The sequence below is a fragment of the Streptomyces sp. T12 genome (assembly GCF_028736035.1).
In the GTDB taxonomy this organism is placed as follows: domain Bacteria; phylum Actinomycetota; class Actinomycetes; order Streptomycetales; family Streptomycetaceae; genus Streptomyces.
Genome location: NZ_CP117866.1, coordinates 9,527,850 through 9,551,921 on the forward strand (window position 1 = coordinate 9,527,850; position 24,072 = coordinate 9,551,921).

The 24,072-nt window shown below is 69.1% G+C and carries 24 protein-coding genes and 3 pseudogenes; 14 read left to right on the plus strand and 13 right to left on the minus strand.

The features are described 5' to 3' along the window. Nucleotides 1-12 precede the first annotated feature (12 nt). Nucleotides 13-1,059: an iron ABC transporter substrate-binding protein gene (locus PBV52_RS42730; RefSeq protein ID WP_274246494.1), complete on the minus strand. Its 1,047-nt coding sequence runs from the start codon at nt 1,057-1,059 to the stop codon at nt 13-15. Between the two features lie 176 nt (nt 1,060-1,235). Between PBV52_RS42730 and PBV52_RS42735 the strand changes: the two genes are divergently transcribed. After that, complete coding sequence (locus PBV52_RS42735) at nt 1,236-3,842, plus strand: AMP-binding protein (protein ID WP_274246496.1); 2,607 nt, start codon at nt 1,236-1,238, stop codon at nt 3,840-3,842. Between the two features lie 319 nt (nt 3,843-4,161). On the opposite strand, the gene PBV52_RS42745 is transcribed toward PBV52_RS42735, so the two are convergent. Continuing rightward, nucleotides 4,162-4,686, minus strand: a complete 525-nt coding sequence (locus PBV52_RS42745; protein WP_274246499.1) for a DUF4396 domain-containing protein — start codon at nt 4,684-4,686, stop codon at nt 4,162-4,164. 51 nt (nt 4,687-4,737) lie between these two features. Then, on the minus strand, nt 4,738-5,223 hold the full coding sequence (locus PBV52_RS42750) for a hypothetical protein (protein ID WP_274250030.1): 486 nt from the start codon (nt 5,221-5,223) through the stop codon (nt 4,738-4,740). Between PBV52_RS42750 and PBV52_RS42755 the strand changes: the two genes are divergently transcribed. Then, entirely contained in the window at nt 5,170-5,682 is a 513-nt protein-coding gene (locus tag PBV52_RS42755; RefSeq protein ID WP_274246501.1) for a TetR/AcrR family transcriptional regulator, read from the plus strand. The genes PBV52_RS42750 and PBV52_RS42755 overlap by 54 nt on opposite strands. A gap of 126 nt (nt 5,683-5,808) precedes the next feature. Here the strand turns inward: PBV52_RS42755 and PBV52_RS42760 are convergent, their stop codons facing one another. The 4 genes from PBV52_RS42760 to PBV52_RS42775 all read right to left on the minus strand — a co-directional run bounded on the left by PBV52_RS42760 (nt 5,809) and on the right by PBV52_RS42775 (nt 8,814). Beyond that, the gene (locus PBV52_RS42760; RefSeq protein ID WP_274246503.1) at nt 5,809-7,443 is read right to left on the minus strand and encodes a multicopper oxidase family protein; all 1,635 of its coding nucleotides are present in this window, start codon (nt 7,441-7,443) and stop codon (nt 5,809-5,811) included. A 104-nt stretch (nt 7,444-7,547) separates the two neighbouring features. Continuing rightward, nucleotides 7,548-7,982 carry a DUF6153 family protein gene (locus tag PBV52_RS42765; RefSeq protein WP_274246504.1) on the minus strand — a complete coding sequence of 145 codons (435 nt, stop codon included), beginning with the start codon at nt 7,980-7,982 and terminating at the stop codon, nt 7,548-7,550. A gap of 89 nt (nt 7,983-8,071) precedes the next feature. Then, entirely contained in the window at nt 8,072-8,626 is a 555-nt protein-coding gene (locus PBV52_RS42770) for a hypothetical protein (RefSeq protein ID WP_274246506.1), read from the minus strand. 5 nt (nt 8,627-8,631) lie between these two features. After that, entirely contained in the window at nt 8,632-8,814 is a 183-nt protein-coding gene (locus PBV52_RS42775) for a hypothetical protein (RefSeq protein ID WP_274246508.1), read from the minus strand. A 229-nt stretch (nt 8,815-9,043) separates the two neighbouring features. On the opposite strand from PBV52_RS42775, the gene PBV52_RS42780 reads away from it, so the two are divergent. The 3 genes from PBV52_RS42780 to PBV52_RS42790 all read left to right on the plus strand — a co-directional run bounded on the left by PBV52_RS42780 (nt 9,044) and on the right by PBV52_RS42790 (nt 10,353). Then, the gene (locus PBV52_RS42780; RefSeq protein WP_274246509.1) at nt 9,044-9,406 is read left to right on the plus strand and encodes a hypothetical protein; all 363 of its coding nucleotides are present in this window, start codon (nt 9,044-9,046) and stop codon (nt 9,404-9,406) included. A 362-nt stretch (nt 9,407-9,768) separates the two neighbouring features. Next, entirely contained in the window at nt 9,769-9,960 is a 192-nt protein-coding gene (locus tag PBV52_RS42785) for a hypothetical protein (RefSeq protein WP_274246511.1), read from the plus strand. 30 nt (nt 9,961-9,990) lie between these two features. Next, nucleotides 9,991-10,353 (plus strand): hypothetical protein, encoded by a 363-nt coding sequence (locus PBV52_RS42790; protein WP_274246513.1) that lies wholly within the window; start codon nt 9,991-9,993, stop codon nt 10,351-10,353. A 48-nt stretch (nt 10,354-10,401) separates the two neighbouring features. On the opposite strand, the gene PBV52_RS42795 is transcribed toward PBV52_RS42790, so the two are convergent. Continuing rightward, on the minus strand, nt 10,402-11,079 hold the full coding sequence (locus PBV52_RS42795) for a TetR/AcrR family transcriptional regulator (protein WP_274246515.1): 678 nt from the start codon (nt 11,077-11,079) through the stop codon (nt 10,402-10,404). A 77-nt stretch (nt 11,080-11,156) separates the two neighbouring features. Further along, nucleotides 11,157-11,900, minus strand: coding sequence for a hypothetical protein (locus PBV52_RS42800; RefSeq protein ID WP_274250031.1), 744 nt, complete (start codon nt 11,898-11,900; stop codon nt 11,157-11,159). On the opposite strand from PBV52_RS42800, the pseudogene PBV52_RS42805 reads away from it, so the two are divergent. Together PBV52_RS42805 and PBV52_RS42810 are read left to right on the plus strand one after the other, a co-directional pair. Then, nucleotides 11,848-11,958, plus strand: a pseudogene (locus PBV52_RS42805) (hypothetical protein); the annotation flags it as partial. The gene PBV52_RS42800 and the pseudogene PBV52_RS42805 sit on opposite strands and share 53 nt — an antisense overlap. A gap of 100 nt (nt 11,959-12,058) precedes the next feature. Then, nucleotides 12,059-12,778 carry a group II intron maturase-specific domain-containing protein gene (locus PBV52_RS42810; RefSeq protein WP_274246517.1) on the plus strand — a complete coding sequence of 240 codons (720 nt, stop codon included), beginning with the start codon at nt 12,059-12,061 and terminating at the stop codon, nt 12,776-12,778. 656 nt (nt 12,779-13,434) lie between these two features. Here the strand turns inward: PBV52_RS42810 and PBV52_RS42820 are convergent. After that, nucleotides 13,435-14,415 (minus strand): tyrosinase family protein, encoded by a 981-nt coding sequence (locus tag PBV52_RS42820; RefSeq protein WP_274246519.1) that lies wholly within the window; start codon nt 14,413-14,415, stop codon nt 13,435-13,437. A 442-nt stretch (nt 14,416-14,857) separates the two neighbouring features. Between PBV52_RS42820 and PBV52_RS42825 the strand changes: the two are divergent. The 3 genes and pseudogenes from PBV52_RS42825 (at nt 14,858) to PBV52_RS42835 (ending at nt 18,974) form a co-directional block, all read left to right on the plus strand. Next, nucleotides 14,858-16,046: pseudogene (locus PBV52_RS42825) on the plus strand (IS1380 family transposase). A gap of 320 nt (nt 16,047-16,366) precedes the next feature. Continuing rightward, a complete protein-coding gene (locus PBV52_RS42830) occupies nt 16,367-17,434 on the plus strand; it encodes an LLM class flavin-dependent oxidoreductase (RefSeq protein WP_274246520.1) in 1,068 nt (355 codons plus the stop codon). A gap of 601 nt (nt 17,435-18,035) precedes the next feature. Then, the gene (locus PBV52_RS42835; protein WP_274246522.1) at nt 18,036-18,974 is read left to right on the plus strand and encodes a pentapeptide repeat-containing protein; all 939 of its coding nucleotides are present in this window, start codon (nt 18,036-18,038) and stop codon (nt 18,972-18,974) included. Here PBV52_RS42835 and PBV52_RS42840 read toward each other — a convergent pair. From PBV52_RS42840 to PBV52_RS51485, 3 genes and pseudogenes are all read right to left on the minus strand, one after another. Next, a pseudogene (locus PBV52_RS42840) lies at nt 18,971-19,081 on the minus strand (GntR family transcriptional regulator); the annotation flags it as partial. The gene PBV52_RS42835 and the pseudogene PBV52_RS42840 sit on opposite strands and share 4 nt — an antisense overlap. A 56-nt stretch (nt 19,082-19,137) precedes the next feature. Next, nucleotides 19,138-19,692 (minus strand): PP2C family protein-serine/threonine phosphatase, encoded by a 555-nt coding sequence (locus tag PBV52_RS51480; protein ID WP_306801465.1) that lies wholly within the window; start codon nt 19,690-19,692, stop codon nt 19,138-19,140. A 74-nt stretch (nt 19,693-19,766) separates the two neighbouring features. Beyond that, on the minus strand, nt 19,767-20,270 hold the full coding sequence (locus PBV52_RS51485; RefSeq protein WP_306801466.1) for a PAS domain-containing protein: 504 nt from the start codon (nt 20,268-20,270) through the stop codon (nt 19,767-19,769). A gap of 533 nt (nt 20,271-20,803) precedes the next feature. Between PBV52_RS51485 and PBV52_RS42850 the strand changes: the two genes are divergently transcribed. From PBV52_RS42850 to PBV52_RS42865, 4 genes are all read left to right on the plus strand, one after another. Beyond that, entirely contained in the window at nt 20,804-21,100 is a 297-nt protein-coding gene (locus PBV52_RS42850; RefSeq protein WP_274246523.1) for a hypothetical protein, read from the plus strand. 214 nt (nt 21,101-21,314) lie between these two features. Continuing rightward, nucleotides 21,315-21,683 carry a low affinity iron permease family protein gene (locus PBV52_RS42855; protein WP_274246525.1) on the plus strand — a complete coding sequence of 123 codons (369 nt, stop codon included), beginning with the start codon at nt 21,315-21,317 and terminating at the stop codon, nt 21,681-21,683. A 66-nt stretch (nt 21,684-21,749) separates the two neighbouring features. Then, entirely contained in the window at nt 21,750-23,474 is a 1,725-nt protein-coding gene (locus PBV52_RS42860; RefSeq protein WP_274246527.1) for a hydrogenase maturation protein, read from the plus strand. Next, nucleotides 23,471-24,067: a hydrogenase maturation protease gene (locus tag PBV52_RS42865; protein ID WP_274246529.1), complete on the plus strand. Its 597-nt coding sequence runs from the start codon at nt 23,471-23,473 to the stop codon at nt 24,065-24,067. Before PBV52_RS42860 ends, PBV52_RS42865 begins: the two co-directional genes overlap by 4 nt. The last annotated feature ends 5 nt before the right edge of the window (nt 24,068-24,072 follow it).

The following is a 24,072-nucleotide window of genomic DNA, read 5'->3' on the forward strand; positions in this document are numbered from 1 at the left end:
GGCTCACGGTCCTCAGACCAGCCCGACATCCTGGAGCATGGCCAGCGTCTCCTGGAGGGACTCCAGCTTGCCGAGGTCGATGTCAGGCGACTCGAGGGAGTCGAACGGCGGCAATCCCTCGACGTTGTTGGTGACACCGGCGGCCAGCGGGTACTCCTTCGTCGTGTCGGCGAAGTAGGTCTGCGCCTCCTTGGACAGCAGGTAGTCGACGGCCTTCTGGGCGGTCTCGGTCTGGCCGCTGTCCTTCAGGATGCCGACTCCGGCCACGTTGATCAGCGCGCCGGGGTCCTTGCCGGGCAGGAAGTGGAGCTTGGCGTTGACCTTGTCCTCGCCCTTCTCGGCGACCCGCTCGTACCAGTAGTAGTGGTTGACCAGGCCGATTTCGACCTCACCGGCCTCGATGGCGTCGAGGGTGGCGAGGTTGTGGGCGTACGTCTTGCCATTGGCCTTCAGGTCCTTGAGCCACTCGCGCGTGGCGTCGTCGCCCTCCAGAACGCGCATGCCGGTGACGAACGCCTGGAAGGAGGCGTTGGTGGGGGCGAAGCCGACCTTGCCCTTCCACTCGGGCTTCACCACGTCGCGGACACTGTCCGGGACCTTGTCCTCGGCGACCTTGTCCGGGTTGTACGCGATGACGCGGACGCGGCCCGACAGTCCCACCCAGTCGCCGGCGTTGCCGCGGTAGGCCGGGTCCACCTCGTCGAGGCTGGACTGCGGCAGCTTCGCCAGCATGCCCTCCTTGGAGAGGGCGCCGAGTGCGCCCGCGTCCTGCGAGAAGAACAGCCCGGCCTTGGTGCGCTCGCCCTCCTCCAGGATCTGCGCGGCCAGTTCGGCGCTGTCGCCATAGCGCACCTCGACCTTGCTGCCGACGGCCTTCTCCAGCTTGTCGAGGATCGGCTTGACCAGCTTCTCGTTGCGCCCGGAGTAGATGACGAGGGCGGAGTCGCTGCCGTCCGCCGAGCCGCCCTTGTCGTTGTCGGAGCCGCAGGCGGCGAGGGCAGGGACGAGCAGGCCGGCCGCGAGGAGCGCGGTGATCCGGCGAGCCGAGGGGCGTCGCATGTGGTGTGCCTTCCTGCGTGGCTCGCCGATACGCCGCGGGTCGCGTCGTCGGTCAGCGAGCGGCGGAACGATGCTTTCAAGCCAACTGTGAACATGCTATGAATAAGGTAAAGCTTGCCTAACCGTCAAGGGACCCGTGTTAATTGCGGACGCTGCCGCAGAAAGGTCGCGCGCCCGTGCTAGACCCGTCCAGACCTCTCTCGGCCCCGCTCACCCTCCCGACGCCGCGCACCGCCTCGACTTCCTTCCCCTCACCGCCCGTACGGCGGCGCGGCGTGCCGTTCGCGCGGGACCTCGCCTCGTACGGCGAGCGAACCGCACTGATCACGCCATCGGGCGAGGTCAGCTACCGCGCGCTCGCCGAACGGGTCGCCGCCACCGCCGAACGCCTCGGCACCACACGCCGCCTTGTCCTGCTGGCCGGGGCGAACCGCGCCGACGCTCTCGTCGTCCACCTCGCAGCCCTTGCCGCCGGCCACCCCGTCCTGCTCGTCCCCGGCGACAGCACCGGCACCCTCGACGCCCTGACCGCCGCGTACGACCCGGATGTGGTCGCACGGCCGGACGGCCACGGCTCCTGGACGCTCGACGAACGGCGGCCCGAGAGCGCCCACACCCTCCACCCGGATCTGGCGCTGCTGCTCAGCACCTCCGGTTCGACCGGCTCGCCGAAGCTGGTCCGGCTCACCGCCGACAACCTCCAGGCCAACGCCGAGTCCATCGCCACGTACCTGGACATCCGCGACACCGACCGCGCGGCCACGACCCTGCCCATGCACTACTGCTACGGCCTGTCCGTCATCCACAGCCACCTGCTGCGCGGCGCCGGTCTGATCCTCACCGAACGGTCCGTTGCCGACGCCGACTTCTGGGAGGAGTTCCGCGCCGCCCGTGGCACCTCGCTCGCCGGGGTGCCGTACACCTTCGACCTGTTCGACCGAATCGGCTTCGAGCGGATGCGACTGCCCCACCTGCGGTACGTCACCCAGGCCGGCGGGCGCCTGGCGCCCGAACGGGTCGGTCACTACGCCGAGTTGGGCCGCCGCGCGGGCTGGGACCTGTTCGTGATGTACGGGCAGACCGAGGCGACGGCCCGCATGGCGTATCTGCCTCCGGCCCGCGCGGTCGAGCGTCCGCAGGCCGTCGGAGTGCCGATCCCCGGCGGCTCCTTCCGACTCCGACCAGTGGACGGCATCGACGAGCCCGACACCGGCGAGCTGGTCTACTCCGGCCCGAACGTCATGCTCGGCTACGCCGAGACCCCGGCAGACCTCGCCCTGGGACGCACCGTCGAGGAACTGCGCACCGGTGACATCGCCCGGCGCGCCCCCGACGGGCTGTACGAGATCGTGGGACGCCGGACCCGGTTCACCAAGATCCTGGGCCTGCGAATAGACCCGCAGCGCGTCGAGGCCATCCTGGAGGAGCACGGCATCCATGCCTTCTGCGCGGGCGACGACGACACGCTGGCCGTGGTCACGATCTCCGCCGGCCGAGTCGACGCGGCACACATCCGGCGTCTGGTGGCGGACAGTTGTGGTCTGCCACCTCGCGCGATACAGGCGCGGACGGTGCCCGAACTCCCGCGGCTCGCCTCGGGCAAGCCCGACTACGAGGCCGTACGACGGCTGGCGCGCGAGCCGGAAGCACCACCCACCCGGCACGGTGGCAAGACCGACGACCTGTGTGCTCTCTACGCCGAGATACTTGACCGAGCCGACGTCACCGAGGACAGCAGCTTCGTGAGCCTGGGCGGCGACTCGCTGTCCTACGTCGAGATGTCTTTGCGGCTGGAAGAGACGCTGGGCGAGCTGCCCACCGACTGGCACACCACACCGATCAGGGACCTACGCGACCCGGACGCCGCACGCCGCAGGGATGGCAGTACCGGTCCGAGGCGCCCGCTACGGCGCACCCTGGAGACCGGCATCGCGCTGCGCGCGATGGGCATCGTCCTGGTCGTGGGTTCGCACATCCCCGTGTTCACCGTGCAGGGCGGTGCCCATGTACTGCTTGGTGTCGCCGGCTTCAACTTTGCCCGCTTCCATCTCACCGCGCACGAGCGCCAGGAGCGCCTGCGGCGGCTGCGGCGCAGCATCGCGCGCATCGCCGTACCGAGCATCGTGTGGATCACCTTTGCGCTGCTACTGACCCGTGAATACGACCTGGCCAACGTCGTGTTGGCCAACAGCCTCTTCGCGCAGGACAACTCCGATCCGGAGTGGCGGTACTGGTTCGTCGAGGCGCTGGTCTACTTCCTGACCGGACTGACGGTGCTGCTGGCGATGCCGTTGCTCGACCGTGCGGAGCGGCACAGCCCGTTCGGCTTCTCCCTGGCACTGGTCGCCCTGGGACTTGTCGGGCGCTACGACCCCTGGGGCCTCGCGCACATCCGCCACCACCTCAGCCCGACCGTCGTCTTCTTCCTGTTCGCGCTGGGCTGGGCCGCGGCGCGGGCACGCACGGCGGCACAACGGCTGCTGCTGACCGCCGTTCTTCTGGTCGCGGTGCCAGGACTGTTCCCCGAGGGGCAGACCCTGCGCAGCTCGATCGTCGTGGGCGGCCTGGGCCTGCTGCTGTGGATTCCGGCCCTGCCCAGCGTCGACCCGCTCAACCGGATCGCGGGCATCTTGGCGGGCAGCTCGCTGTACATCTACCTGACGCACTTCCACGTCTACCCCTACCTACGGGACCACTCCCCGGTATTGGCCTTGCTGGTCTCGCTGGTGTTCGGCGTGGCGTACGGGGCAGTGGCCACACGTCTGACGCGCAGACTGTTTTGACCGGCAAAGCTGGGCGGTCCTGCAACGTCCGGCGTTGTGACTGTCCGACGACGGTGCACGTCGGGCCCTGGCTGTACCTCGCATGCCGCAGGTTCGGACAGGCAGGCGTCGGCGAAGGCCGTACACGACTGCACGCCGGCGATGCCTTCCTCGATGCAGCAGGCGAGCTTCTCGCGGTCGACGTCGCCCGGGTCGGCCGGGTAGACGGCGAACATGTCCTTGACCGTGGTCATCGCGCCTCCTTTCTCTGCCGGAGGCCGGCGGGCCGGTCGGCCACACGTCTTCTGGCCCGACCCTTTTGTGCCGGTCCGGCTGATAGTCAGTGGTAGGCGTGGACCACCGCGTGGCCCTTACCGCGGCCGATCATCCACTTGTTGACCGGGGTGGTGATCAGGAAGGCGACCGCGAAGCCGCCGAGCAGGGCGGACCAGAACAGGCCGTCGGACAGGTGGGCGTCCATCGCGCCGGGGGTGAGGGCGATGATGGCGTTGTCGACCAGTTCCATCACGGCGATGGAGACGGTGTCGGCGGCGAGCGCGACCTTGACCGCTGTCTTGAAGTCCAGGCCCGCCCGGCGCACCGCGATCAGCGTGAAGGAGTAGCCGAAGAGGAACGCGAGCGTGATCGCCAGGACCATGGTGGGCACGTTGCCCCACAGTAGGGCGGTGCCGATGACCATGCCGAGGATCTCGCCGATGGCACAGCCGGTCAGGCAGTGCAGCGTCGCCTTCGCAGCCGTTCCCCAGGACGCCCCCGCCTGCCCGCCGTGCTGGGCGTGACTGTGGTGGTCCTCGTGGGTGGCGTGGTCGTGTGCGGTGCCGGTGTGGTGAGCGCTGTGGTCCATGACCTCTTCCCCCAATTCGTCCGGAGTGGCCCGGGTTCCCGAGCCTCACAGCTACGAACCATATACCCCCCCGGGGTATTTCGCCCAGGCGTGCGCCTTCTTGCGGGCGACCGTGGAGACGACCGCCACGCCGATCGAACCGCCCACCTCATGGAAGGTGTTGACGACTCCGGACGCGAGGCCCGCCTCGTGGTGATCCACCATGCCCAGCGCGATGGTGGTGGCGGTGACGAAGACCGTGCCGAGGCCGAAGGAGGCCACGACGAAGCCGGGCAGCAGGCCCGAGTACACGCCGCCGTCGGCGGACAGCCGGGTCAGCGTCGCGGATCCGGCGGCGGCGATCGCCATACCGCCCACGGCCACTGGCAGGAACAGCAGACCGGTCTTGAGCGCGCTGAAGCCCCGGACGTGCTGGAGGTAGACCGAGCAGGCCGTCGTCCGAGCGGCGCGCGAACGCTTCCTGCGGGACGGCTTCGGCGTGGCATGGACGCCATCGCCGCTGAGGCGGGCGTGTCCAAGGTGACCGTCTACAACCACTTCGGGAGCAAGCAAGCACTGTTCACCGCAGTCATCACGAGCGCGCTCGACGAGCCCCTCGGCCACGCCTCATCGGCCGCGCTGGAAGGGCTTGCCGCGGCCGAGGACCTGAGGACGGCCTTCATCGACGCCGCCCGCACCTGGGTGCACGCCGTCAGGACGAACAAGGACGTCATCGCCCTGCGCACTCGCGGACCAGGGCCGGCTGGTCATCCCCGACCTGGAGGCCGCGATCATCCAGCTGTACGCGCTGCTGGTCTTCCCCCAGATGGTCTTCAGCACCTACGGCACCCGCATCGACGAGGGCCTCACCGACCGCCTCATCGTCAGCGGCGTGGACATGTTCCGGGGGTACTACGGCTCGCAGAACCAGGCAGGCGCCCAGAAGTGAGGGGCAGGCTAGGCCCGCGTGGGTACGTCCGCGTCGCCGGCGCTGGACGGTTTCCCGCGAGAACCTAGCCGTGAGCAGCCCCAAGCCCGCAGGTCGCGGACTTGGGGCTGCGTTTCGGAGCAGACGACGGGCTCCCTACGGGCCTGGGGCCCGGTGCGCCTGCGCAAGGGGCCTCGGTCCTCAAACGCCCATGGTCAAGCTTGGTAGGCCACGAGTGCCATCATTCCGGCTTCGCCGTGGTAGGCGTTGTGGCAGTGCAGCATCCACTGGCCGGGGTTGTCCGCGTCGAAGGCGACGGACACCTTCTTCTTGGGCAGCACGATGGTGGTGTCCTTGCGCGGGCCGGTGCTGCCGAGTTGGTAGGTGTGGCCGTGCAGGTGCATCGGGTGCCACATGTCGGTGGTGTTGACGAAGTCGAGGCGGACACGCTCACCCTGCTCTACCGCGAGGGGGTTCGCGGTCGGGTCGCTCATGTCGAACTGCTTGCCGTTGATGGCCCAGTCGTACTTGTCCATACCGCCGGTCAGCTCGATGCGGTGTACCCGGTCGGGCACCTTCGTCTCCAGCCGTGCGTCATCGGCAGCGCGCAGCTGCGAGGCCGCCATGATCATGCCGTCGAGTTCCTTCGGCCGCACGGTCGGCTTGGGCGTGTTGCCCGATCCGGTACGCATCACGGCCATGCCGCCGGCGTCCTTGCCCTCGGCGAGGGCCACGAGCGGGAAGACGCCCTCGCCGAGGTTGACCAGGACGTCGTACCGCTCGCCCATGCCGATGAGCAGCGCGTCGGCCTGCTGGTGCTCGACGGGGAAGCCGTCGGTGTGGGTGATGGTCAGCTTGTGGCCGCCGAGCGCCACCCGGTACGCGGTGTCGCCACCGGCGTTGATGATGCGCAGGCGGACGCGCTTGCCCGGCTTGCTGGTGTAGACGGCCGGGTCGGTCGGCATGCGTCCGTTGACCAGGTGGTACGGGTACTTCACGTCTCCGGCGTCGCCGCCGAGCAGGTCGCTCTCCGCGCCCATGAGCATGAACTTCATCGACATGCCGCCGCCGGATGAGGCGGAAGCGGATGCGGACGGTGAGGCGCTCGTCCCCTGTGCGCTTGCGCCGCTCATGTCCATCCCGCTCATGTGCCCCATGTCGTGACCGGACGAGCCGGACGAGCCGTCGGAACCGCCCATGCCCATGCCGCCCATGCCCTGCCTGAGTTCGGCGAAGGCGTCGTCGGGCGTGCCGGTCACCCCGTCCAGCCAGTCGTCGAGGACGACGACCCACTCGTCGTCGTACGAGAGCGGCTCCTTGGGGTCCTCGACGATCAGTGGGGCGTACAGGCCGCGGTCGAGCTGTACGCCGACGTGGGGGTGGAAGAAGTAGGTGCCGGGGGTGTCGGCGATGAACCGGTACGTGAAGGAGGACCCGGCCCGCACCGCGGTCTGCGTGAGGGGCGGTACGCCGTCCATGTCGCTGCGCAGCGCGAGGCCGTGCCAGTGGATGGACGTGGCGGTCTTGCCGGGCAGTTGGTTGGACAGCTCGGCCGCAAGGGTGTCGCCGGCCGAGATCCGGATCTCCTTGCCGGGAGCCTGACCGCTGAAGGCCCAGGACTTGGCCGTGGTGCCGCCGCCCAGGTCGAGCATGCCGGGGGCGGCGGTCAGGTTGAGGCGCTGCACCCTGCCCGTGCCGACCCGCTTCTTCTCCGCGCGGGCGACCTGGGAACCGGACGGGCTGAGGAGGGAAGGGTTGTTGGAGCTGTCGTTGCTGCAGGCGGCGAGCACGCCGGCGCCTGCAGCGCCCAGTCCGGCGAGCAGGACGGAGCGACGGTTGATGCTGTTCACAAAGAGGTCCTCTTCTCGATGCGCGATGCGCGATGCGGCCTTCGGGCTGTGTCCGGGCACGGCTTGCGCGCGTCGCGAGGACGCGGGGAGCCGTGGGGAGCGGCCTATAGGCGCAGTTGAGAGAGGACGGACAGATCGGGTGGCGCACGATTCGTCGAGCCCGCGATGTCCACGCCCGCGATCGTCGTGCAGTGAGTCGGAACGGCTGGGTTCGGTGACTCGGACGGTGCCGCGAGCTGTACGGCGGTGACGCCGGCGGCGGAGCAGAGCTGCATGGCCATGGAGGGGCACGCGGCACCGTCGGTGCCGTGTGCCGCGCTACCCGGACCTGCTGAGCCTGCGTGGGTGGTGTGCGCGGCAGTCGTTGAGGCGGGCCCGGATATGGCGTGCACTGCGGCTGCCGGCGCGGCTGTGGTTGGCGCGGCGGGCAGCTCGTGGTGCAGGAGTACGGCGAGCACGGCGCACAGGGTGACGAGCATTCCGCGTATCCAACGGACGGCGGCGCCGTTCAGCGGCCAATGCATCTCTCGTACCGTCATCGCGAGCGTCCATACCTCCTGCGAGCGTGCGGCCCAATATACCCCTCGGCGGTATCTGGTGGCCGGGGCTGCCCGATGAGCGCTCGCCGTCACCGGGCCCGCGCCGGGGCCGACGCGCCCGCCGTCGCTGTGCCCGCCCGCTGCTCCTGCTGTCTGCGCCACCCGTACCGGGTCACACCGCGGGGCTTGTACACCGACAGCCCCGTCGTCACCAGCAGCACGAGCACGGCGGCTGCGGCGTCGGCCACCAGCTGAATCCGGAGCCCGTCCAGGCCGGAGCCGGGGCCGCCCGGCTCCGCCACCGCGTCCGCCACGTGGCCGGCCACCTGCATGTGCAGCAGCAGAAGGAAGGTGGCGGCCACGGTCAGGGCGAGCTTCATCAGAACCCAGTAGTGGCGGAACAACCCCCACGTGGTCCCCAGGGACTGGACCAGCCCGGTCAGCAGTGAGGTGAACGCCAGCGGGACGATGACGTACCAGCCGGTCAGCTCCATGGCCAGATAGACGCCCTGTGCCCTTTGCGGGTCCTGGCCGCCGGTGAGGCCGGCGATAGCGAGTGCCAGGAAGGCGGCGACCGAGCCGAGCCAGCCCACCGAGGATGCGATGTGTGCGGTGAGCGCGAGTCTGCGAAGGGCGGGCGGCATCGCCATCAGTGACCGCTGCCCGAGTGCATGCCGGGTCCGAACCCGCCGCCCGTGAGATGCAGCACGAGGAACAGGGCGATCAGCGCTATCGCGACAGCGCCGGACACTTTCACCCAGCGCGGAGCGCCGGGGGCAGGCGCCTCGGCGGGTCCCGTGCCGGTGGCCGGGTCGGACGATGAATCGGTCATGTGGGTGGGTGTCCTTCTGTCGGGCGTGGGCGTGGGGGCGGGATGTGGTTGAGCTGACCACATTTATAGAGACAGTGTGTCTCTGTCAATCCATGCTGTATCGATATCGCCGCTGTGCGTGCACCGGCAGGCCCGACCTTGCGGAGTTGTGTACCCCGAGTAGGGCGATGCGGCCAAGGGGCAATGATCAGTGCCCGCACGGGCGGCGGAGACAGTGGAGAGCGACGGTATGAAGGCAGGCTGCGTGGCCCTGCGTCTCGTATTGCTCGCTCTGTTGCTGCTCGGCGTCGGGGTTCTGCACACCTTGAGCCACGCCGGGGCGCATGGCGGCCTGTCGGCAGTCGGCTCGGCTCCGCACGCCCATCAGGCGCACGCCGCCGCCCTCGTCGACGATTCGCAGCACAGTGCCCAAGCGGAGGGAACGCCCGCGTCCGACTGCTTCGCGCTGACCCCGAGCGGATCGTGGCTGCTTCCGCCGCCCTGCGCGGCGACGTGGAGCGGTGCCGTGGACCTCGGTGCACTCAGGGCCGATGCGCTTCAGGACGCCGGCGGGGGTCCGCCGCTGTCCCGGTTGTCGGTGCTGCGGATCTAGGCCGACGGTGATCTGACGCGCGCACCCGAAGGTGCCGCGCCTCGGCGTGCCGGGCCTTCTTGGCCCGGCCTGCGCTTCTCCCCCCGTTCACCGTCTGCGCTCCCACGGGCCGGTCCAGTGCACCCGCGTGCCGGCCCGCGCTGAAAGGCGTCCTTCGTGTCCCAGCAGCACCTCACCGACAGCACCGCCGTACCCACGCCTCGACGAGCACCGCAGGCGTACGAGCCGTACCCCCATGTCATCCAGCAGCGAACCGCGCCGATGCGATCCGTCGGCGCGCCCCGAAGCGCACGCCCCTGCTCGGTAACTATCTCGGCTACGCCGCCACGTTCGTCGGCGCCGGACTGATCAGCGGCGCCATCGTGCACCACCCGCTGGACCCCGCCCGCTACACCCTCATTGCCGTCGTCGGCGCGGCGGTCTTCCTCTTCGCCATCGTCCTCAACGAGTTCGTGCTCACCAAGCGGCGACCGGGCGCGCGCAGAGTGTTCGGCGTCGTGGCTGCCTCACTCGCGCTGTCCTTGGGCATCGGCATGCTCAGCGGCGGACTGTAGCACTTCGAGGACTTTCCCGAACGCGCCGCGATGCTGATCCCCTTCGGGCTGAGCCTGTCCTTCATCGCCTACGTACTTCGGCACGAGCCGGCGCGGTGGCGCAGCATCGCCGGCCCCGCGGGGGTGCTGGTCCTGGTGACCGCGGCTGTCGCATTCGTCGGTCTGCGCGGCATCGCCGACGGCATGGCCGCGGATGCGGGTGGTGGTGGGCACAGTCACGGCGAGGAGACGACCGGGGAGACGGGGACGCCGGAGGAGGCGGAGCCGGGTAATCAGGAGCCGGGGCATCATGAAGAGCCGGGCAACGAGACGCCGGCTTCCGAGCCCTCGCGGACGGGAATTCCTGCGGGCACCGAGGATGCCGGGCACGCCGACGACGGGCACAGCCACTGAGCCGTGCGCGCGGCTCCGGAGGGTTTCAGTCCAGCAGCGCGACCCCGGTCATGAACCGGGCGAGTGATGGTCGCGGGCGGAGTTGTGCCCGTGGTGGTGTGGCGGGTGCGCGGTGGCGTCGACGTGCCGGGTGCCCTCCGAGGTGTCGGCGGGACAGGGCCGCACCCCGGCCAGGGTGACCGTGACAAGCCGGTGGACCGCAGCTTTTGACGGCAGGGCGCCGGCCGCGGTCAGGGCGTGCAGACAGTAGCTCGCGAGCTCGCCGGGCGGGATGTCGTCCCGGACCGCACCGGTCCGTACAGCGTCGGCCAGCAGGTCCTCGATCATGCCGTGCAGCCGCCGCTGTGCCTCGGTGACCTGCTGGTCCCGGTGCAGGAACGCCGCGAGGTCGTTGTCGTGGTGGCCCCGCGATTCGCGGGAGATGAGGGCGAAGGCCCGCAGCACGGCTTCGAGGCGCTCACCCGGCTCCTCGATCCGGTCCCGGACCGAGGCCAGGTGGTCGAGGTGGTGGCTGATCTGCTGCTCGTGCCAGGCGAGCAGGATCGACTCGACGTCCGGGAAGTACTTGTACAGCGTCGCACGGCCGATCCCGGAGTCCTTGGCGATCCGTGACATCGTCACCGACGTCAGCCCGTACTCGGCGACCAGCGCCGCGGTGGTTTCCAGGACCGCGGCGCGTACTGCGGCGCGGTGCGCGTCGATGGTCTCGGTCCACAGCTTGGGCACGGCCCCAGCATACGGTCCGGCGACGTCGTAACATCATGAATTGACAGTGACAATGTGTCTCGATAAAGCTGGGAGCGTCACCGGAACCGGACGATCAGGCCCGAGGGTTTGTACGTCACCCGGCCGCCCTGGGGCATCGGCCGCCCCCAACCGGCGTTCGAGGACCTCGCCGAAGCCGGTGTCCTCCGGGGGCGGGTCCTGGACGCCGGCTGCGCCACCGGTGAGCACGCGATCATGGCGGCAGACTCGGCCTCGATGCGACCGGCGCGGACCTGGCCGCAAACGCCTTGCGCACGGCTGAGGAAAAGGCGCGAGCCCGAGACCGTTCGGTGCGCTTCCTCCGGCACGACGCCCGGCAACTGGCCGTGCTCGACGAGTTGTTCGACACCGTGCTCGACTGCGGCTTCCCTGGCCGGCGGTTGTGTTGTCCGTCGGCTCATCGCGGTATTACGGCCGCCGGGAAGGGCTGCTGCTTCGTCGATGCGCAGGTTGTGTGGAGGGGCTTGGTGAGTGCCGTTTCGGCTAGTTCCACCACGTCGGGATCCCTGAAGCTGGATCCGGTCCGAGCCTTGCAGCATGCGCTCTACCGGGCGGCCAAGGCCGATCCCGGACGGCGGTTCCACGCGCTGGGGGGCAAGGTCCACCGCAGGGACGTCCTGAGGCGCGCGTGGGTGACGGTGCGTCGCAACAATGGCGCGCTGGGTGTTCATTCCGAAGCCCGGGGTGGCGGAGCAGAGGCCATTGTCGATTCCCTCGGTTCGCGACCGGATCGTGCAGGCCGCGTTGAAGATCGTGCTCGAGCCGGTCTTCGAGGCCGGCATGCTCCCGTGCTCGTTCGGGTTCCGGCCGGAGCGCGGAGCGCACGATGCCCTCCAGGTCCTCGTGGATGAGGCGTGGCGGGACAGGCGTTGGGTGGTGGAGACGGACATCGCCAACTGCTTGTCGTGGACCGGTCGGTCCTCTCAAGCTCCTGCGCGCGATGCTGCGGGCCGGGGTCATCTCCCCGCTGCTGGCCAATGTCTATGTGCACCGGCCGGACCGGGCGTGGTCGACACGGGAACACGGGGTGCTGGTGCGCTATGCCGACGATGCGGTGGTGATGTGCGCCAGCCGCGAGCAGGCTGAGGCCGCCCTGGAGCGGCTGCGGAGCCTGCTGGCTCAACTCGACCTGGAGCCGAAGGCGGCCAAGACCAGGATCGAGCACCTGCCGGTGAGCGGCGAGGGGTTCGACTTCCTTGGCTTCCACCACCGGTGGGTGGCGTTGTCCCGGCCGCACGGCAACCGGCGCCCGGTTGCCTTCCTCGCCCGCTGGCCCTCGGCAAGGGCGATGCAGCATGCCCGCGACCGGATCCGTGAACTCACGGACCGACGCAGGCTGTTGCGGCCGGTCAAGGTGATCGTGGAGGACGTGAACGCGTTTCTGCGCGGATGGGCTGCGTATTTCCGGTTCGGGAACTCGGCCCATGTCTGTGACCAGATCGGCTCGTACGCGCGGATGCGGATCGGCGGGTTCCTTGCCAAGAAGCACCGGCGCACCAGGAAGTTCGGCTGGGCGGTGGTTGCCTTCGCTGCCCAAGACTCCCTGGGACTGATCGCCCTGCACGGAACCGTCGTTGCACCCAGGCCCTTCCCGGACTGGCGGGGCAGGGCCGGGTTCTGTGCCGTAGCGCAAAAGTGCCCTCCTGACCTGGGACGATGAACCTTGTCGAGGGGGTCTGTCGGTCCAGGCGGAAGACACTTTCTGCGTGCAGGGTATCGGTTCGCGTCCCAAGCTCCATGTCTCCGCCGACGGTTCGGGAGTGGTTGGGCACTGGTCATGACCCGGGCCGGATCGCCACCGACCTCGCGGTGATGCCGGCCGGCCATTACGGATCCGGCCGTGCTGCGGGACCAGGGGGCCAGGTGTTCGGCCCGGTCGTCTCGACACCGACTGGCGCCCTGCCGGCACGTACTGGACCGTCTGCGTTCGGCCCGCGCTCAGGCACGGGAAGTGGCCTGGCTGCAGGCATCTGAGACCCGTTCCGGCATGCCGGCGGCGAAACCCGGTGGACAGGAAGCGCCCGGCCTGGTCCTGGACATCGACGCCACACCGGTGACCTGCCACTCCGAGAAGGACCAGGCCGCACCCACGTACAAGGGCGGCTTCGGCTTCCACTGGTGTGTCTGCCGGCGAACACCGGCGAGGGCATGTCCGGGCGACTGCGGCCCTGGAACGCTGGTGCCGTTCACGACGGATGCATGTCCGCGAACAGTCCGGGCCGACTGTCTCCCCAACTCACTCCCCTTGAACCGCAGAACGAGTCTGGCTCCACCACTGACGCGGCGGAGCCAGAAGCCAACATCTCCATCAGTCTTTTAGGCGGGGAGGAGGGTCCTGACCGCTTGGAGCACAGCCGGATCTTCGAGCAAGTGCCGCAGGTCGTCCAGTTTCTGCGCGATGGCGTAACCGTCGGCGATGGCCGGGAGCGTGTCGTACTGCGGCGGCGTGACGACGCTGGGGTGCTGGTAATCCTTCACCACCTGCTCGTTCTCCGGTGCCGTCCAGGGGCGGATGTTCCCGTTGCCGTCCCAGGGCTGGAGTGTGCGCGCGTACCACATGGGCTCTGCGGGATCGACGCCGTACACGGTCGTCGGATCAAGCCGTGTGACCGGTTCGGCGTACTGCCACATCGCGTAAAGCCGGTCGACGTTTGCGTGGAGCAGGAAGACGAACGGGTCACGGAAGGCCGTGTGGCCATCGCTGATGGTGCCGCCGATGTAACCGTGGGCGCTGTTGTGGCTGCCTTCGAGCTTGATCCGCATACTCCGGTAATCCGGCGAGCCGATGATGTCGGCATCGGAGAAGGGCGGCTGAGGCGCCTCGCCCGGTACCGCGCGGGTGATGCTGCGCGGCGGGTCGAAGGGGTTGGCGTGCTCGGGGTCGAAGGCATCGCCGCGGTAGGGGTCGGCGGTCGGGTTGTAGAAACCGGCGCTGAGCCAGGGCTCTCCCGCCTCTCCTGATTTCGACCCCATCACGCTGGGCGTGAAGAGCGGGCTGGGATCCGTCGTCCAGTCCCAGTAGTGCAGCGACAGCCTTGGGTCTACGGAGCGGATCAGCTGCTCGAACCGGTTGCAGAGCTCCCGGTGCCATGGGATGAACTCCGGACCGCCGTGGACATGCGTCGCCTGGTGGATCTCGTCCTGCTTGTACCACTGACTGACACCCCCGACGGGGAAGTCATCCCGGTTTCCCGGGTAGTGGCGAGTCTGCAGCTGCTTGATGGCGTCGATGAACGCCGACACCTCGTCTGCGTCGACCTGGGCAATGTTGCGTCGTATGCCGTCGCCTCTGATCACGAGATCGTCCCTCTCCAGGGTTGGTGAGTCATGGATGTGGGGGCGCGTGAAAAGCAGCCATCGTTTGATTCGTCAACAAATAGCTCGGTCGCGTCGATTGACGCATATCGGGACCCTTTACCAGTAGGGCACACGTGCCCATGCCGTGCATGTGGATCATGCGAGGCGGCGGGTGCGGAGCGACGCCCGGCGCGGGCGGTCTGGAAGGCAGTCGTAGCCCACTGCGGCTGCTGGGCGAAGGCCGGGACCATGCGGCGGGAGCCGACACGTGAACGTACCGCCCGGGCATCCTCCTCGGGGTAGCCCCGAAAGGGGAGCCCTAGCCTCGCCGTTTCGCTTGGGTACGGCGGCTGTTGAGGCGGAAACGCGAAAGTGCTTCCTGACCGGGGACGGTGAGCCTTGCTGCGGGGTTCCGCCGGTTCAGGCGGAGGGCACGCTCTACGTGCAGGCGATCGGGTTGCGTCCCAAGGTCCAGGTCAGTGCCGATGGTTCGGGGATGGTCGGTCATGCTGGGGCACGGTTGCTGGCGGCATGATCCGGGCCGGATCGCCACCGACCTGGCGGTGATGCTTGCCGACGGCGGCGCGGCCATCGCGGACCTGGCCGTACTGCGGGACCAGGCAGCAGTCTTCGGCTCTGTCGCTTCGACGCCGACGGCCTGGCGGCTGCTCGCCGATATTGATGACATCTCCCTCACCTCGCTGGCTTCTGCCCGCGCCCAGGCCCGGGAAGTCGCCTGGCTGCAGGCCGCCGAGCACGGTGAGGGCATCCCCGCAGCCCGGGCCGCGGGACGCATGCTGCCCGGGCTGGTCCTGGACCTCGACGCCACGCTGGTCACCTGCCACTCCGAAAAACAGCAGGCCGCACCCACATACAAGGGCGGCTTCGGTTTCCACCCGCTGCTGTGCTTCCTGGCCAACACCGGCGAGGCACGGTCCGGCCGGCTGCGGCCCGGCAACGCCGGCGCCAACACCGCGAGCGACCACATCACCGTGCTCGACCAGGCACTCGCGCAGATCCCCGACGCCCACCGGCACGGCACCGACATCCTCATCCGCACCGACGGCGCCGGATCCGCGAGAGCCTTCCTCGCCCACGTCCGCGCCCTGCGGAAACGAGGAATCCGTACCTACTTCTCAGTCGGATACGCCATCACCGGAACGGTCCGCCGCGCCATTCGGGCCATGCCCGACCGCCTTTGGCATCCCGCCCTGGACCAGGACGGGACGCTGCGTGATGGCGCCGAGGCCGCCGAGCTGACCGGCATGATCGATCTGGACGGCTATCCGTCCGCCACACGCATCATCGTGCGCCGGGAGCGGCCGCACCCCGGAGCCAAGCTGTCCCTGTTCGACCAGGACGAGGGCCAGCGTCATCAGGTGTTCCTCACCGACACCCTCTACTCCTGTGGCGGCTCCGCCCAGTTCCTGGAGGTCCGTCCCCGCGGGCATGCCACCGTCGAGGACCACATCCGGTGCGGCAAGACCACCGGCTTCGGCCGCTTCCCCTCCCGCGACTTCAACGTCAACGCCGCCTGGCTCGAACTCAGCCTCACAGCGATCGACCCCTGGAGAAACGAGCTGGTCACGGCGTTTCATCGCCTCGCCACGCTGCCCCGCCCGGCCGGCTGACCGGCAATACCACCTGACCACCACGAACCGAACGACCTGGAGAACTCGACCACTGCGCCGGGACTCCACCATGCCCGAGCACCGAAAGCGCCTCACTCATCCGACAGCTGACGATCAGCGACGTCTCATCACACCAATCGAAACAGCGAGGCTAGCGGGCTGAGTGTGGCCGTCGCTCGCCTCGGGAATGGGGCCTGTCACAGGGGCCTCGATGCCCTCGACCGGAAGACGGTACGAGGGCGTTGACGCTACAAGATCACGCGACTCCGCAACGGCCCTGCGAGCAGGTTCGATTCGATCCTCACCCCTTGGAGGTTTTGATGCGTGCAGGCGTCGTTGTCGCCGCGCAGCCCGGTGTGGAGGACCTCGCCGTGCGGGCCGAGGAGTTGGGCTTGCACAGCTTCTGGGTCAACGACACCCCGATGGTCCACGGCGATCCCTTCGTCGCCTTGAGCCTGTGCGCGAAGGCCACCAGCCGCATCAGGCTCGGCATCGGCGTGACCTCACCGGCGCTGCGCTCGGCTCCGGCCGCCGCGAGCGGGCTCGCCAGCCTCAACGCTCTGGCACCGGGCCGGATCATCTGCGGAGTCGGCACCGGAAACACCGCCCGGCGCACCCTGGGCATGCGGCCGACCACGGCGGCCGGGCTGGAGAACTTCGCCGTCGCACTGCAGGACCTGTGCGCCGGACGTTCGACCGAGTACCGCGAAGGTGACCGAGTCCGCGACATCCGGTTCCTGCACGCCGGGGCGCACGTGAACACCGCCGCCCCGATCGAGTTCGTCGTGGCCGCGCTGGGCGGACCGAAGGCCGCCGCCGTCGCCGGCCGCCGCGGCACCGGCCTCATCTCCTTCGGCCTGCTGGACCCCACCGCCTGGCACGCGCTGCACGACGCCCGCCACCACGCCGCCCAGGGCACACCCCGCGACCCCGACTCCCACACGGACTCCTACGTGGTCACCTCGCTCCACCTACTCGACGAGGACGAGGACCCCCACGGCGACGCGGCCCGGGACGCGACGGGCCACCTCGTCCTGTCGCTGCTGGCCTTCGCCGCCGACACAGCCGCCGACACACCTGCCTTCGCCGGGCAACTCGGCCCCGAGGAACGCGAGGCGGTGCGGCGGCTCCTCGACCGGCGCGGCACTACCGCCACCGCGCCGGACCGGCACACCAAGCTCTACCCCAACTACCTCGGACGCATCGCCCCGCAGGACCGGGACCTGGTTCTGCCCTCGCTGATGAACACCCTGGCCCTGGTCGGCACCCGCGACGACCTCCTCGCCCGCATCACCACCCTGGAACAGGCCGGCGTCGACGAACTCCTCATCCAGCCGGTGATCGACCCGCCCACAGAGATGGCCCAGCTCGCGAAACTCCTCACCTGAGCTGACCCGCCTGCCGCACGTCCTTGACCCGCACACCTACGAGATCATCAATACTTTGCAATCGCCCTGGGGCAGTACCTGTCCGACGACGTGGTGGAGTTCCGCTTCAACGTTTAGTCATCGCCGTCCCTCTATGCGCTCCTTGGGGACCGGCTCGGCGGTCTCCTGCGTGCGAACGCCTGCTGTGATCAGCAACGCCCACCTGGAGGCGAGCCGAGACTGGGCGCCCTCGGCAGGGCTCGAACCTGCGGTCAAGTGCTTGGAAGTCGCTTGGCCGGACGAGTCTTACACCCCTGCTGACCTGCTTCTCTTGCGGCGTTGAGCCTCTCATCGATGCGCCTTCGACACGCATTCGACTTCGACAGGGGGCAGGGCTACGGCTAGGGCGTCTTGTTTGGATCAACGGGCAGACTTTAGCTTCCGCCTCCCCGGAGTAGTAAGTGTTGCTGCCGCTCGGCATGCGGGATGCGATGGGCGGGTGGCTAGGAATCTGAGCGTCGATGAGCTTCGTCGTAGCGCTCGTCGGCGCCGTCGCGTTAGCCGGCGTCGACACCATGGCCGTTCGGCGGGGCCCGCGTCCGAGGGCCGGGACCGGATGCAAATGGTCTCTCTGGTCGCGGTCAGCCTGCCGGGGCTCGCCGCTCTGGGCGCGCTGCTGTTCACTTGGATGCAGGTCGGACAGGCCAGCAAGGAACTGCGGATCTCCGAACATGGACAGATCACCAGCCGGTTCAATGCCGCGGTCAACAATCTGGGATCGCAGTCTCTGGACGCCCGGCTGGGAGGCGTCTACGCCCTGCAACGCATCATGCAGGACTCCGTCCGCGACCACCCCACGGTCGTCTCCGTTCTGGCCGCCTTCGCGCAGCGGCACGCCGGATCGAGTATCAAAAGCCTCAAGGAACCACTGGCTGCCGGCCGCGACGATCACAGACTGAAGGCTGACGTCGAGGCGGCGATCGCCACCCTGGCAAGACGCCGGCCCGAACGGGACAGCGGGACGATCATCGACCTGACTCATACCGACCTACGCGGCCTCCGTTTCACCGGCAAGGCCTCCATCAACCTCCCGGAGGTCGACCTGTCCGATGCCGATCTCCGCTGGGTCACTCTGAGCGGCGCAGACCTCCGCAAGGCGTCCCTGAGCTACGCGAACCTGGAGCGTGCCTACCTTGATGAGGCCAACCTCAGGGCCGCGGATCTGGCGGGGGCGAGCCTCGGCGGCGCGACTTTCACAGGCGCGACCCTTCGCGAAGCAGACATGACTTGTGGGGGCGGCATTTCTTCGGAGACGGGGGAGACCGAGCCGGCATTCTGCGTGGACCTGCAGTACGCCTGGCTGGACGACACGGATCTTCGGAATGCCAAGATGAGCAATGCGGACCTTCGTGAGGCGACCTTGGCGGGTGCGGATCTGCGTCACGCAGATCTGCGTCGCGCGGACCTGACCAACGCGGACTTCCGTGGTGCCAAGCTGACCGGCGCGGAATTGCAGGGTGCAAAGCGGGCCGGCGCGCGCGGGCTCCCAAAGGACGGCTAGTGGCGATTGATCGGGATCTCGTAGACGATCTCGCAATGAGCGGCGGGCACCACGATGTCCGCGGTCTCCACGGGCCGCCCCTGGTCGTTGTAGTACGTCCGCCGGATCAAATCCTGTCGTCCCGACAACTAGGGGATTGGTTGTCACAGGTCAGGGCCTTGGATCACATGATGAGGGTGTCGGTCAGCCGGGCCAGGCCAGTATCGATGTCTTCGCCGCGCCGTTCGATGAGGCCGTCGGTGTAGAGCACGAGGGTGTCCCCGCGGGCGTAGGACAGGCCGGCCTGAGGGCGCGGGACATGTTCCGGACGGGCGCCCAGCGGTGGGTCGGTGGCCTGGTCCAGCAGCTGCCAACTGCCGTCTGGATGGAGCAGTACCGGCGGAGGGTGGCCGGCGTTGCTGTAGATGATCAGTCGGCTGCGCGGGGCGATGAGCACCTTGACCACGGTGGTGGCCAGCGCGCCGTCGACCGCCCGGGCGTACAGGCCCAGTACCTCCAGGGCCTGTACGGGGCTGGGAACGGCCCGGATGGCCGCGCTCAGGGCACTGCGCAGCATGCCCATGACGGCGGCGGCCTCAAGGCCGTGGCCGACAACGTCCCCGACGGCGATGGAGTAGCGGTCGGGCGGCAGATCGACCACGTCATACCAGTCGCCGCACACGTTGAGTGACCCGAAGGCAGGCAGGTAGCGCACAGCGATGTCCCGGTGCCTGTCCAAGTCGGGCGAGCGGAGTGACCTCCTGCAGGGTGACCGCGATTTCACGTTCGCGGGCATGCGCCTGGCGTAGCTGCTCATTCAGTTGTTCCAGATCGTGCGACCGGGCATACATCAGGGCCGCGATCCCTGTTGCCTGCGTGCTCAGCGGCCGGGTGAGGCCACGAATGACGGGGGAATACATGAAACTCGGTGACATCGTCGGCCTGCGCAATGATCCACTTCACCGTGCCGTCCGGCCCCAGGACGGGACTGGCCATCCCGCACCACCACCGCTCCTCGAGTTCACCCGGGCGGTCGGATACGGGAATGTCGAATCGCTTCGGTGCCACCACATCGGGCTCGCGGGAATCCAGCACGCGCTGGAGTGAGGCGCCGAAGTCACGCGCCGCGGCCGGCGCGGCAGGAGTGTCCGGAAACGCCGCCAGGATGTACTGCCCGGCCAGTTCTTCAAGGGTCCTGCCGGTGACCTGGAGATAGGCCCGGTTGGCGTAGCGGACCACCAGGTCGGCGTCCAGCACCAGATACGGGTTCGGCGCGGCGTCGAACAGCTCCTCGAAATCGATCTCCGCTGGCGTCACGCGCGTGCCCTGCCGATCTTTACGAGCGCGACCGCTTTCATCACCAACCTACGCGGTATCCGCCAGGTGCGCCCTCCGGGGCGACTGCCGGTGCGCTTCGCAGCCAGCCCCTGAATGGTCGGTAAGAGATCCCGATTCGGAGGTATTCGAGACTCCCCTGAGTCTCAACTCGCCGGGGCAGGAGCCTTGTTGGTTTCCTGTCCTGTCGGCGCATTGCGCGGCACGAGCCCGCGCAATGCGTCACGTTGTGGCAACGGTGCAAAAGACGCCTGCGGTGGGGACTCCCTGTCAGTCGAGTCCCTGCCACCCGACGAGTTTCCTCGACCAACAGTCAGAAAGCGATGTCCTGGGTGTAGTTGCCGAAGGTCATCGAGTCCGGTCGTGCGCCTGGGCGCACCAGCCGCAGCCGACTACAAGATGACGAACTTCGGCGCGTCGCCACGACATATGGGATTTTTTCACATTAACTTCCCGTAATCGTACGAAGTCGATCCCTCACAGATCGCACCCACTCACTTCACCGGAGATGACATATGCACAAGCTTCGCAAGGCTGCCGTCGTGGTCGTCGCTCTCGGCAGTGCCGGTCTCCTGAGCGCCGGCACTGCCACCGCCCAGGGTCTCGACGGCCACGGCGGCAAGAAGGGCGGGGACCAGTTCAGCGTCCTGCAGAGCTCCAGCTGCAAGTCGCACGACCTCAACCTCGACGTCCTCGGCCAGGTCGGCATTCTCAACGGCCTGCTGGGCAACGCGCTCAACGGCGAGGGCAACGCCGGTGGGCAGGACACCCACCTCGGCTCGACCATGGGCTGCAACAGCAGCGTCTTCTAGGGCGTGCCTTAAGAGGTGTCGTTGTGTCGGGTTGGCCGTCTGCGTAGGCAGACGGCCAACGCATGGCAGCGACGTTGTCGAGGTAACGCAACCGATGCAGTCGTCCCGACGGTGCGAAGGGTCTTCGCGGGCGAGAGCCTGTGAGGGCCCCCTTTTCGTGTGGGGTCGGCCGGGGCGCCCGCCGTCCGCGGTGACGGTGGGGTAAGGCTCGCTCATGACCTTCAAGAGTCCTGTTCAGCGGGGTGGCCCGGGGCGCGGGCGGTTCGACCAGTTCGCGCAGTACGCCTCCAACTTCACCAGCTCGCCGCTGTTCTTCCTGGTCTGCCTGATCCTCGTCGGCTTCTTCATCGCCTCCAGCGCGGCGCACATGGCGATCGAGGTGCTCCTGCTCGCGGGCGGGGCCATGACATCGGTGACCCTGCTGCTCCTGGCCCTGCTGAAGAATGCCGAGATGCGCGCCGAACACGCGATCCAGCGCAAGCTCGACGCGATCGCCGAGGCCCTGGTGGACGTGTACAAGGGCGAGCAGAGCGAGGCCGTCGACAGGCTGCGGGATGCGATCCGGATGGAGGAAGAGACCTGACCGACGCGGGCGAAACGCCGCCGTGATCCTTTCCGGGCCCCCGGAAACCGGCGAGTATGCCATGTCATGAACATTTTGCTCGTCGCCAGCGCGTTCAACAGCCTGTCCCAGCGTGTGTACGCCGAACTGGCGGACCTCGGGCACCGGGTGGACGTCGTCCTCGCCTCACACGGCCCCGACGCGGTCCGCGCCGCCGTACACCAGACGCGCCCGGAGCTGATCATCGCTCCGATGCTGAAGTCGGCGCTCCCCGAGGACGTATGGCGGGAGCACACCTGTCTCGTCGTGCACCCGGGGCCGCCCGGCGACCGCGGCCCCTCCTCCCTGGACTGGGCGATCGCCGAGGAGGCGCCGCGCTGGGGAGTGACGGTGCTCCAGGCCGAGGCGGCGATGGACGCGGGCGACATCTGGGCGTCCGAGTCGTTCCCGGTGCCGCCGGTGGGCAAGAGCGACCTGTACCGGGGCGAGGCCTCCGACGCCGCCGCGGCCGCCGTCCTGCTGGCCGTGCGGCGGTACGCCGACGGTTCGTTCAAGCCGCGCCCGCAGAGCGATCCCCAGGTCGCGGTGGTGTGGCGCGACTTCTTCCGGCAGGAGCAGCGGAGGATCGACTGGGGGAGGGACAGTACCGAGGCGGTGCTGCGCAAGCTGCGCGGGGGCGACTCGCAGCCCGGCGTGCTGGACGAGATCCTCGGCCGGGAGGTGTTCCTGCACGGCGGGCATCCCGAGGACCGGCTGCGCGGACGGCCCGGTGAGCTGCTCGCCACGCGGGCCGGGGCGGTCTGCCGGGCCACCCGGGACGGCGCGGTGTGGATCCCGGAACTGCGCCCTCGCAAGAGCTCCGGCGATCCCGCGCCGTTCCGCCGCCCGGCGGTCTCCGTGCTCGCGTCCTTCGCGGCCGACGGCGCCCTCAGCGGTGGCGGCCCGCACCGGCTGCCGGAGGACAAGGCCCCGCTCGAACTGCCCGCCGACCGGCGCACCTGGACCGACATCCGCTACCGGCAGCAGGGCGACATCGGCTTCCTGGCCTTCTCCTTCCCCGGTGGCGCGATGAATACCGACCAGTGCCGCAGGCTGCTCGCCGCCTACCGGTACGCCCTCGCCCGCCCCACCTCGGTGCTGGTCCTCGGCGGAGCGCGGGACTTCTTCTCCAACGGCATCCATCTGAACGTCATCGAGGCGGCCGCCGACCCGGCCGGTGAGTCCTGGGCGAATCTCAACGCCATGGACGACCTGGTCGACGCGGTCCTGCGCACCACCGACCGGCTGGTGGTGGCGGCGCTCGGCGGCAACGCGGCGGCCGGCGGCCTGATGCTCGCCCTGGCCGCCGACGAGGTGTGGTGCCGCGCGGGCGCCGTCCTCAACCCGCACTACCGGCGGATGGGCCTGTACGGCTCGGAGTACTGGACGTACACGCTGCCGCGCCGCGTCGGAGCCGAGACGGCCCGGCGGCTGGCGCGCGAGGCGCTGCCCATGAGCGCCGCCACGGCCGCGCGGATCGGACTGGTGGACCGGCTGGTACCCGTCGCGGCACAGGAGTTCGCCGCCGAGACAGAGCGCAGGGCGGCCGCCCTCGCCGCCGCCCCGGACCTCGCGCGCCGGATCGCCGCGAAGGCCTCGACACGGCAGGCGGACGAGGAACAGCGACCCCTCGCGGACTACCGGCGGGCCGAACTCGCCCGGATGCGCGCCATCTTCTTCGACCCGCAGGCTCCGTACCACGCCCTGCGGTCGGCCTTCGTCCGCAAGCAGCCGGGCGGCTCCGACCGGCCGCTGAGCGGTGACGCGCGATGACCCGCCGCGGTGCGCGTCTGCTGGTGGCGGGCGTCGGCAACATCTTCCTCGCGGACGACGCCTTCGGCCCCGAGGTCGTCCGCGCCCTGGAGCCGCGCCCGCTGCCGCCCGAGGTGCGGGTGCGGGACTTCGGCATCCGCGGCCTGGACCTCGCCTACGAACTGCTGGACGGCTACGTCACCGCCGTCCTCATCGACGCGGCCGAACGGGGCCACCCACCCGGCACGCTGTCCCTGATCGAGCCGGAACTCCCCGACGGCGCCCGGGCCGCGGCCCCGCCCGAGGCGCACGGCATGGACCCGGCGAAGGTCCTCGCCCTGGCCGCCCACCTGGGCGACGGACCGCTGCCGCGCGTCCTCGTGCTCGCCTGCGAACCTCAGGTGAGGCCGCGCGCCGACGAGGACATCGTCCCGGGCCTCAGCGCACCGGTCAGGAAGGCGGTCGGCCGTGCCGTGGAGGCCCTGCACGCCATGGTCCCCGCGCTGCTCGCCGATCCCGCGTCCACACCCCCGTTGAGCCGCCCGGAGGAATCCGCGGCCCCCTCCGCGGCCGGGCTCGCCTGCCCGATGGTCCACGGCGTCGAGGATCGATAGCCGCA

Coding starts and splice junctions, on each gene's coding strand:
- PBV52_RS42730 (WP_274246494.1), bottom strand. CDS start 1,059: ATGCGACGCCCCTCGGCTCGCCGGATCACCGCGCTCCTCGCGGCCGGC.
- PBV52_RS42745 (WP_274246499.1), bottom strand. CDS start 4,686: ATGGACCACAGCGCTCACCACACCGGCACCGCACACGACCACGCCACC.
- PBV52_RS42755 (WP_274246501.1), top strand. CDS start 5,170: ATGGACGCCATCGCCGCTGAGGCGGGCGTGTCCAAGGTGACCGTCTAC.
- PBV52_RS42765 (WP_274246504.1), bottom strand. CDS start 7,982: ATGACGGTACGAGAGATGCATTGGCCGCTGAACGGCGCCGCCGTCCGT.
- PBV52_RS42770 (WP_274246506.1), bottom strand. CDS start 8,626: ATGCCGCCCGCCCTTCGCAGACTCGCGCTCACCGCACACATCGCATCC.
- PBV52_RS42775 (WP_274246508.1), bottom strand. CDS start 8,814: ATGACCGATTCATCGTCCGACCCGGCCACCGGCACGGGACCCGCCGAG.
- PBV52_RS42780 (WP_274246509.1), top strand. CDS start 9,044: ATGAAGGCAGGCTGCGTGGCCCTGCGTCTCGTATTGCTCGCTCTGTTG.
- PBV52_RS42790 (WP_274246513.1), top strand. CDS start 9,991: ATGCTGATCCCCTTCGGGCTGAGCCTGTCCTTCATCGCCTACGTACTT.
- PBV52_RS42800 (WP_274250031.1), bottom strand. CDS start 11,900: ATGCCGGCCTCGAAGACCGGCTCGAGCACGATCTTCAACGCGGCCTGC.
- PBV52_RS42810 (WP_274246517.1), top strand. CDS start 12,059: ATGCTGCGGGCCGGGGTCATCTCCCCGCTGCTGGCCAATGTCTATGTG.
- PBV52_RS42830 (WP_274246520.1), top strand. CDS start 16,367: ATGCGTGCAGGCGTCGTTGTCGCCGCGCAGCCCGGTGTGGAGGACCTC.
- PBV52_RS42835 (WP_274246522.1), top strand. CDS start 18,036: ATGGTCTCTCTGGTCGCGGTCAGCCTGCCGGGGCTCGCCGCTCTGGGC.
- PBV52_RS42850 (WP_274246523.1), top strand. CDS start 20,804: ATGCACAAGCTTCGCAAGGCTGCCGTCGTGGTCGTCGCTCTCGGCAGT.
- PBV52_RS42855 (WP_274246525.1), top strand. CDS start 21,315: ATGACCTTCAAGAGTCCTGTTCAGCGGGGTGGCCCGGGGCGCGGGCGG.
- PBV52_RS42860 (WP_274246527.1), top strand. CDS start 21,750: ATGAACATTTTGCTCGTCGCCAGCGCGTTCAACAGCCTGTCCCAGCGT.
- PBV52_RS42865 (WP_274246529.1), top strand. CDS start 23,471: ATGACCCGCCGCGGTGCGCGTCTGCTGGTGGCGGGCGTCGGCAACATC.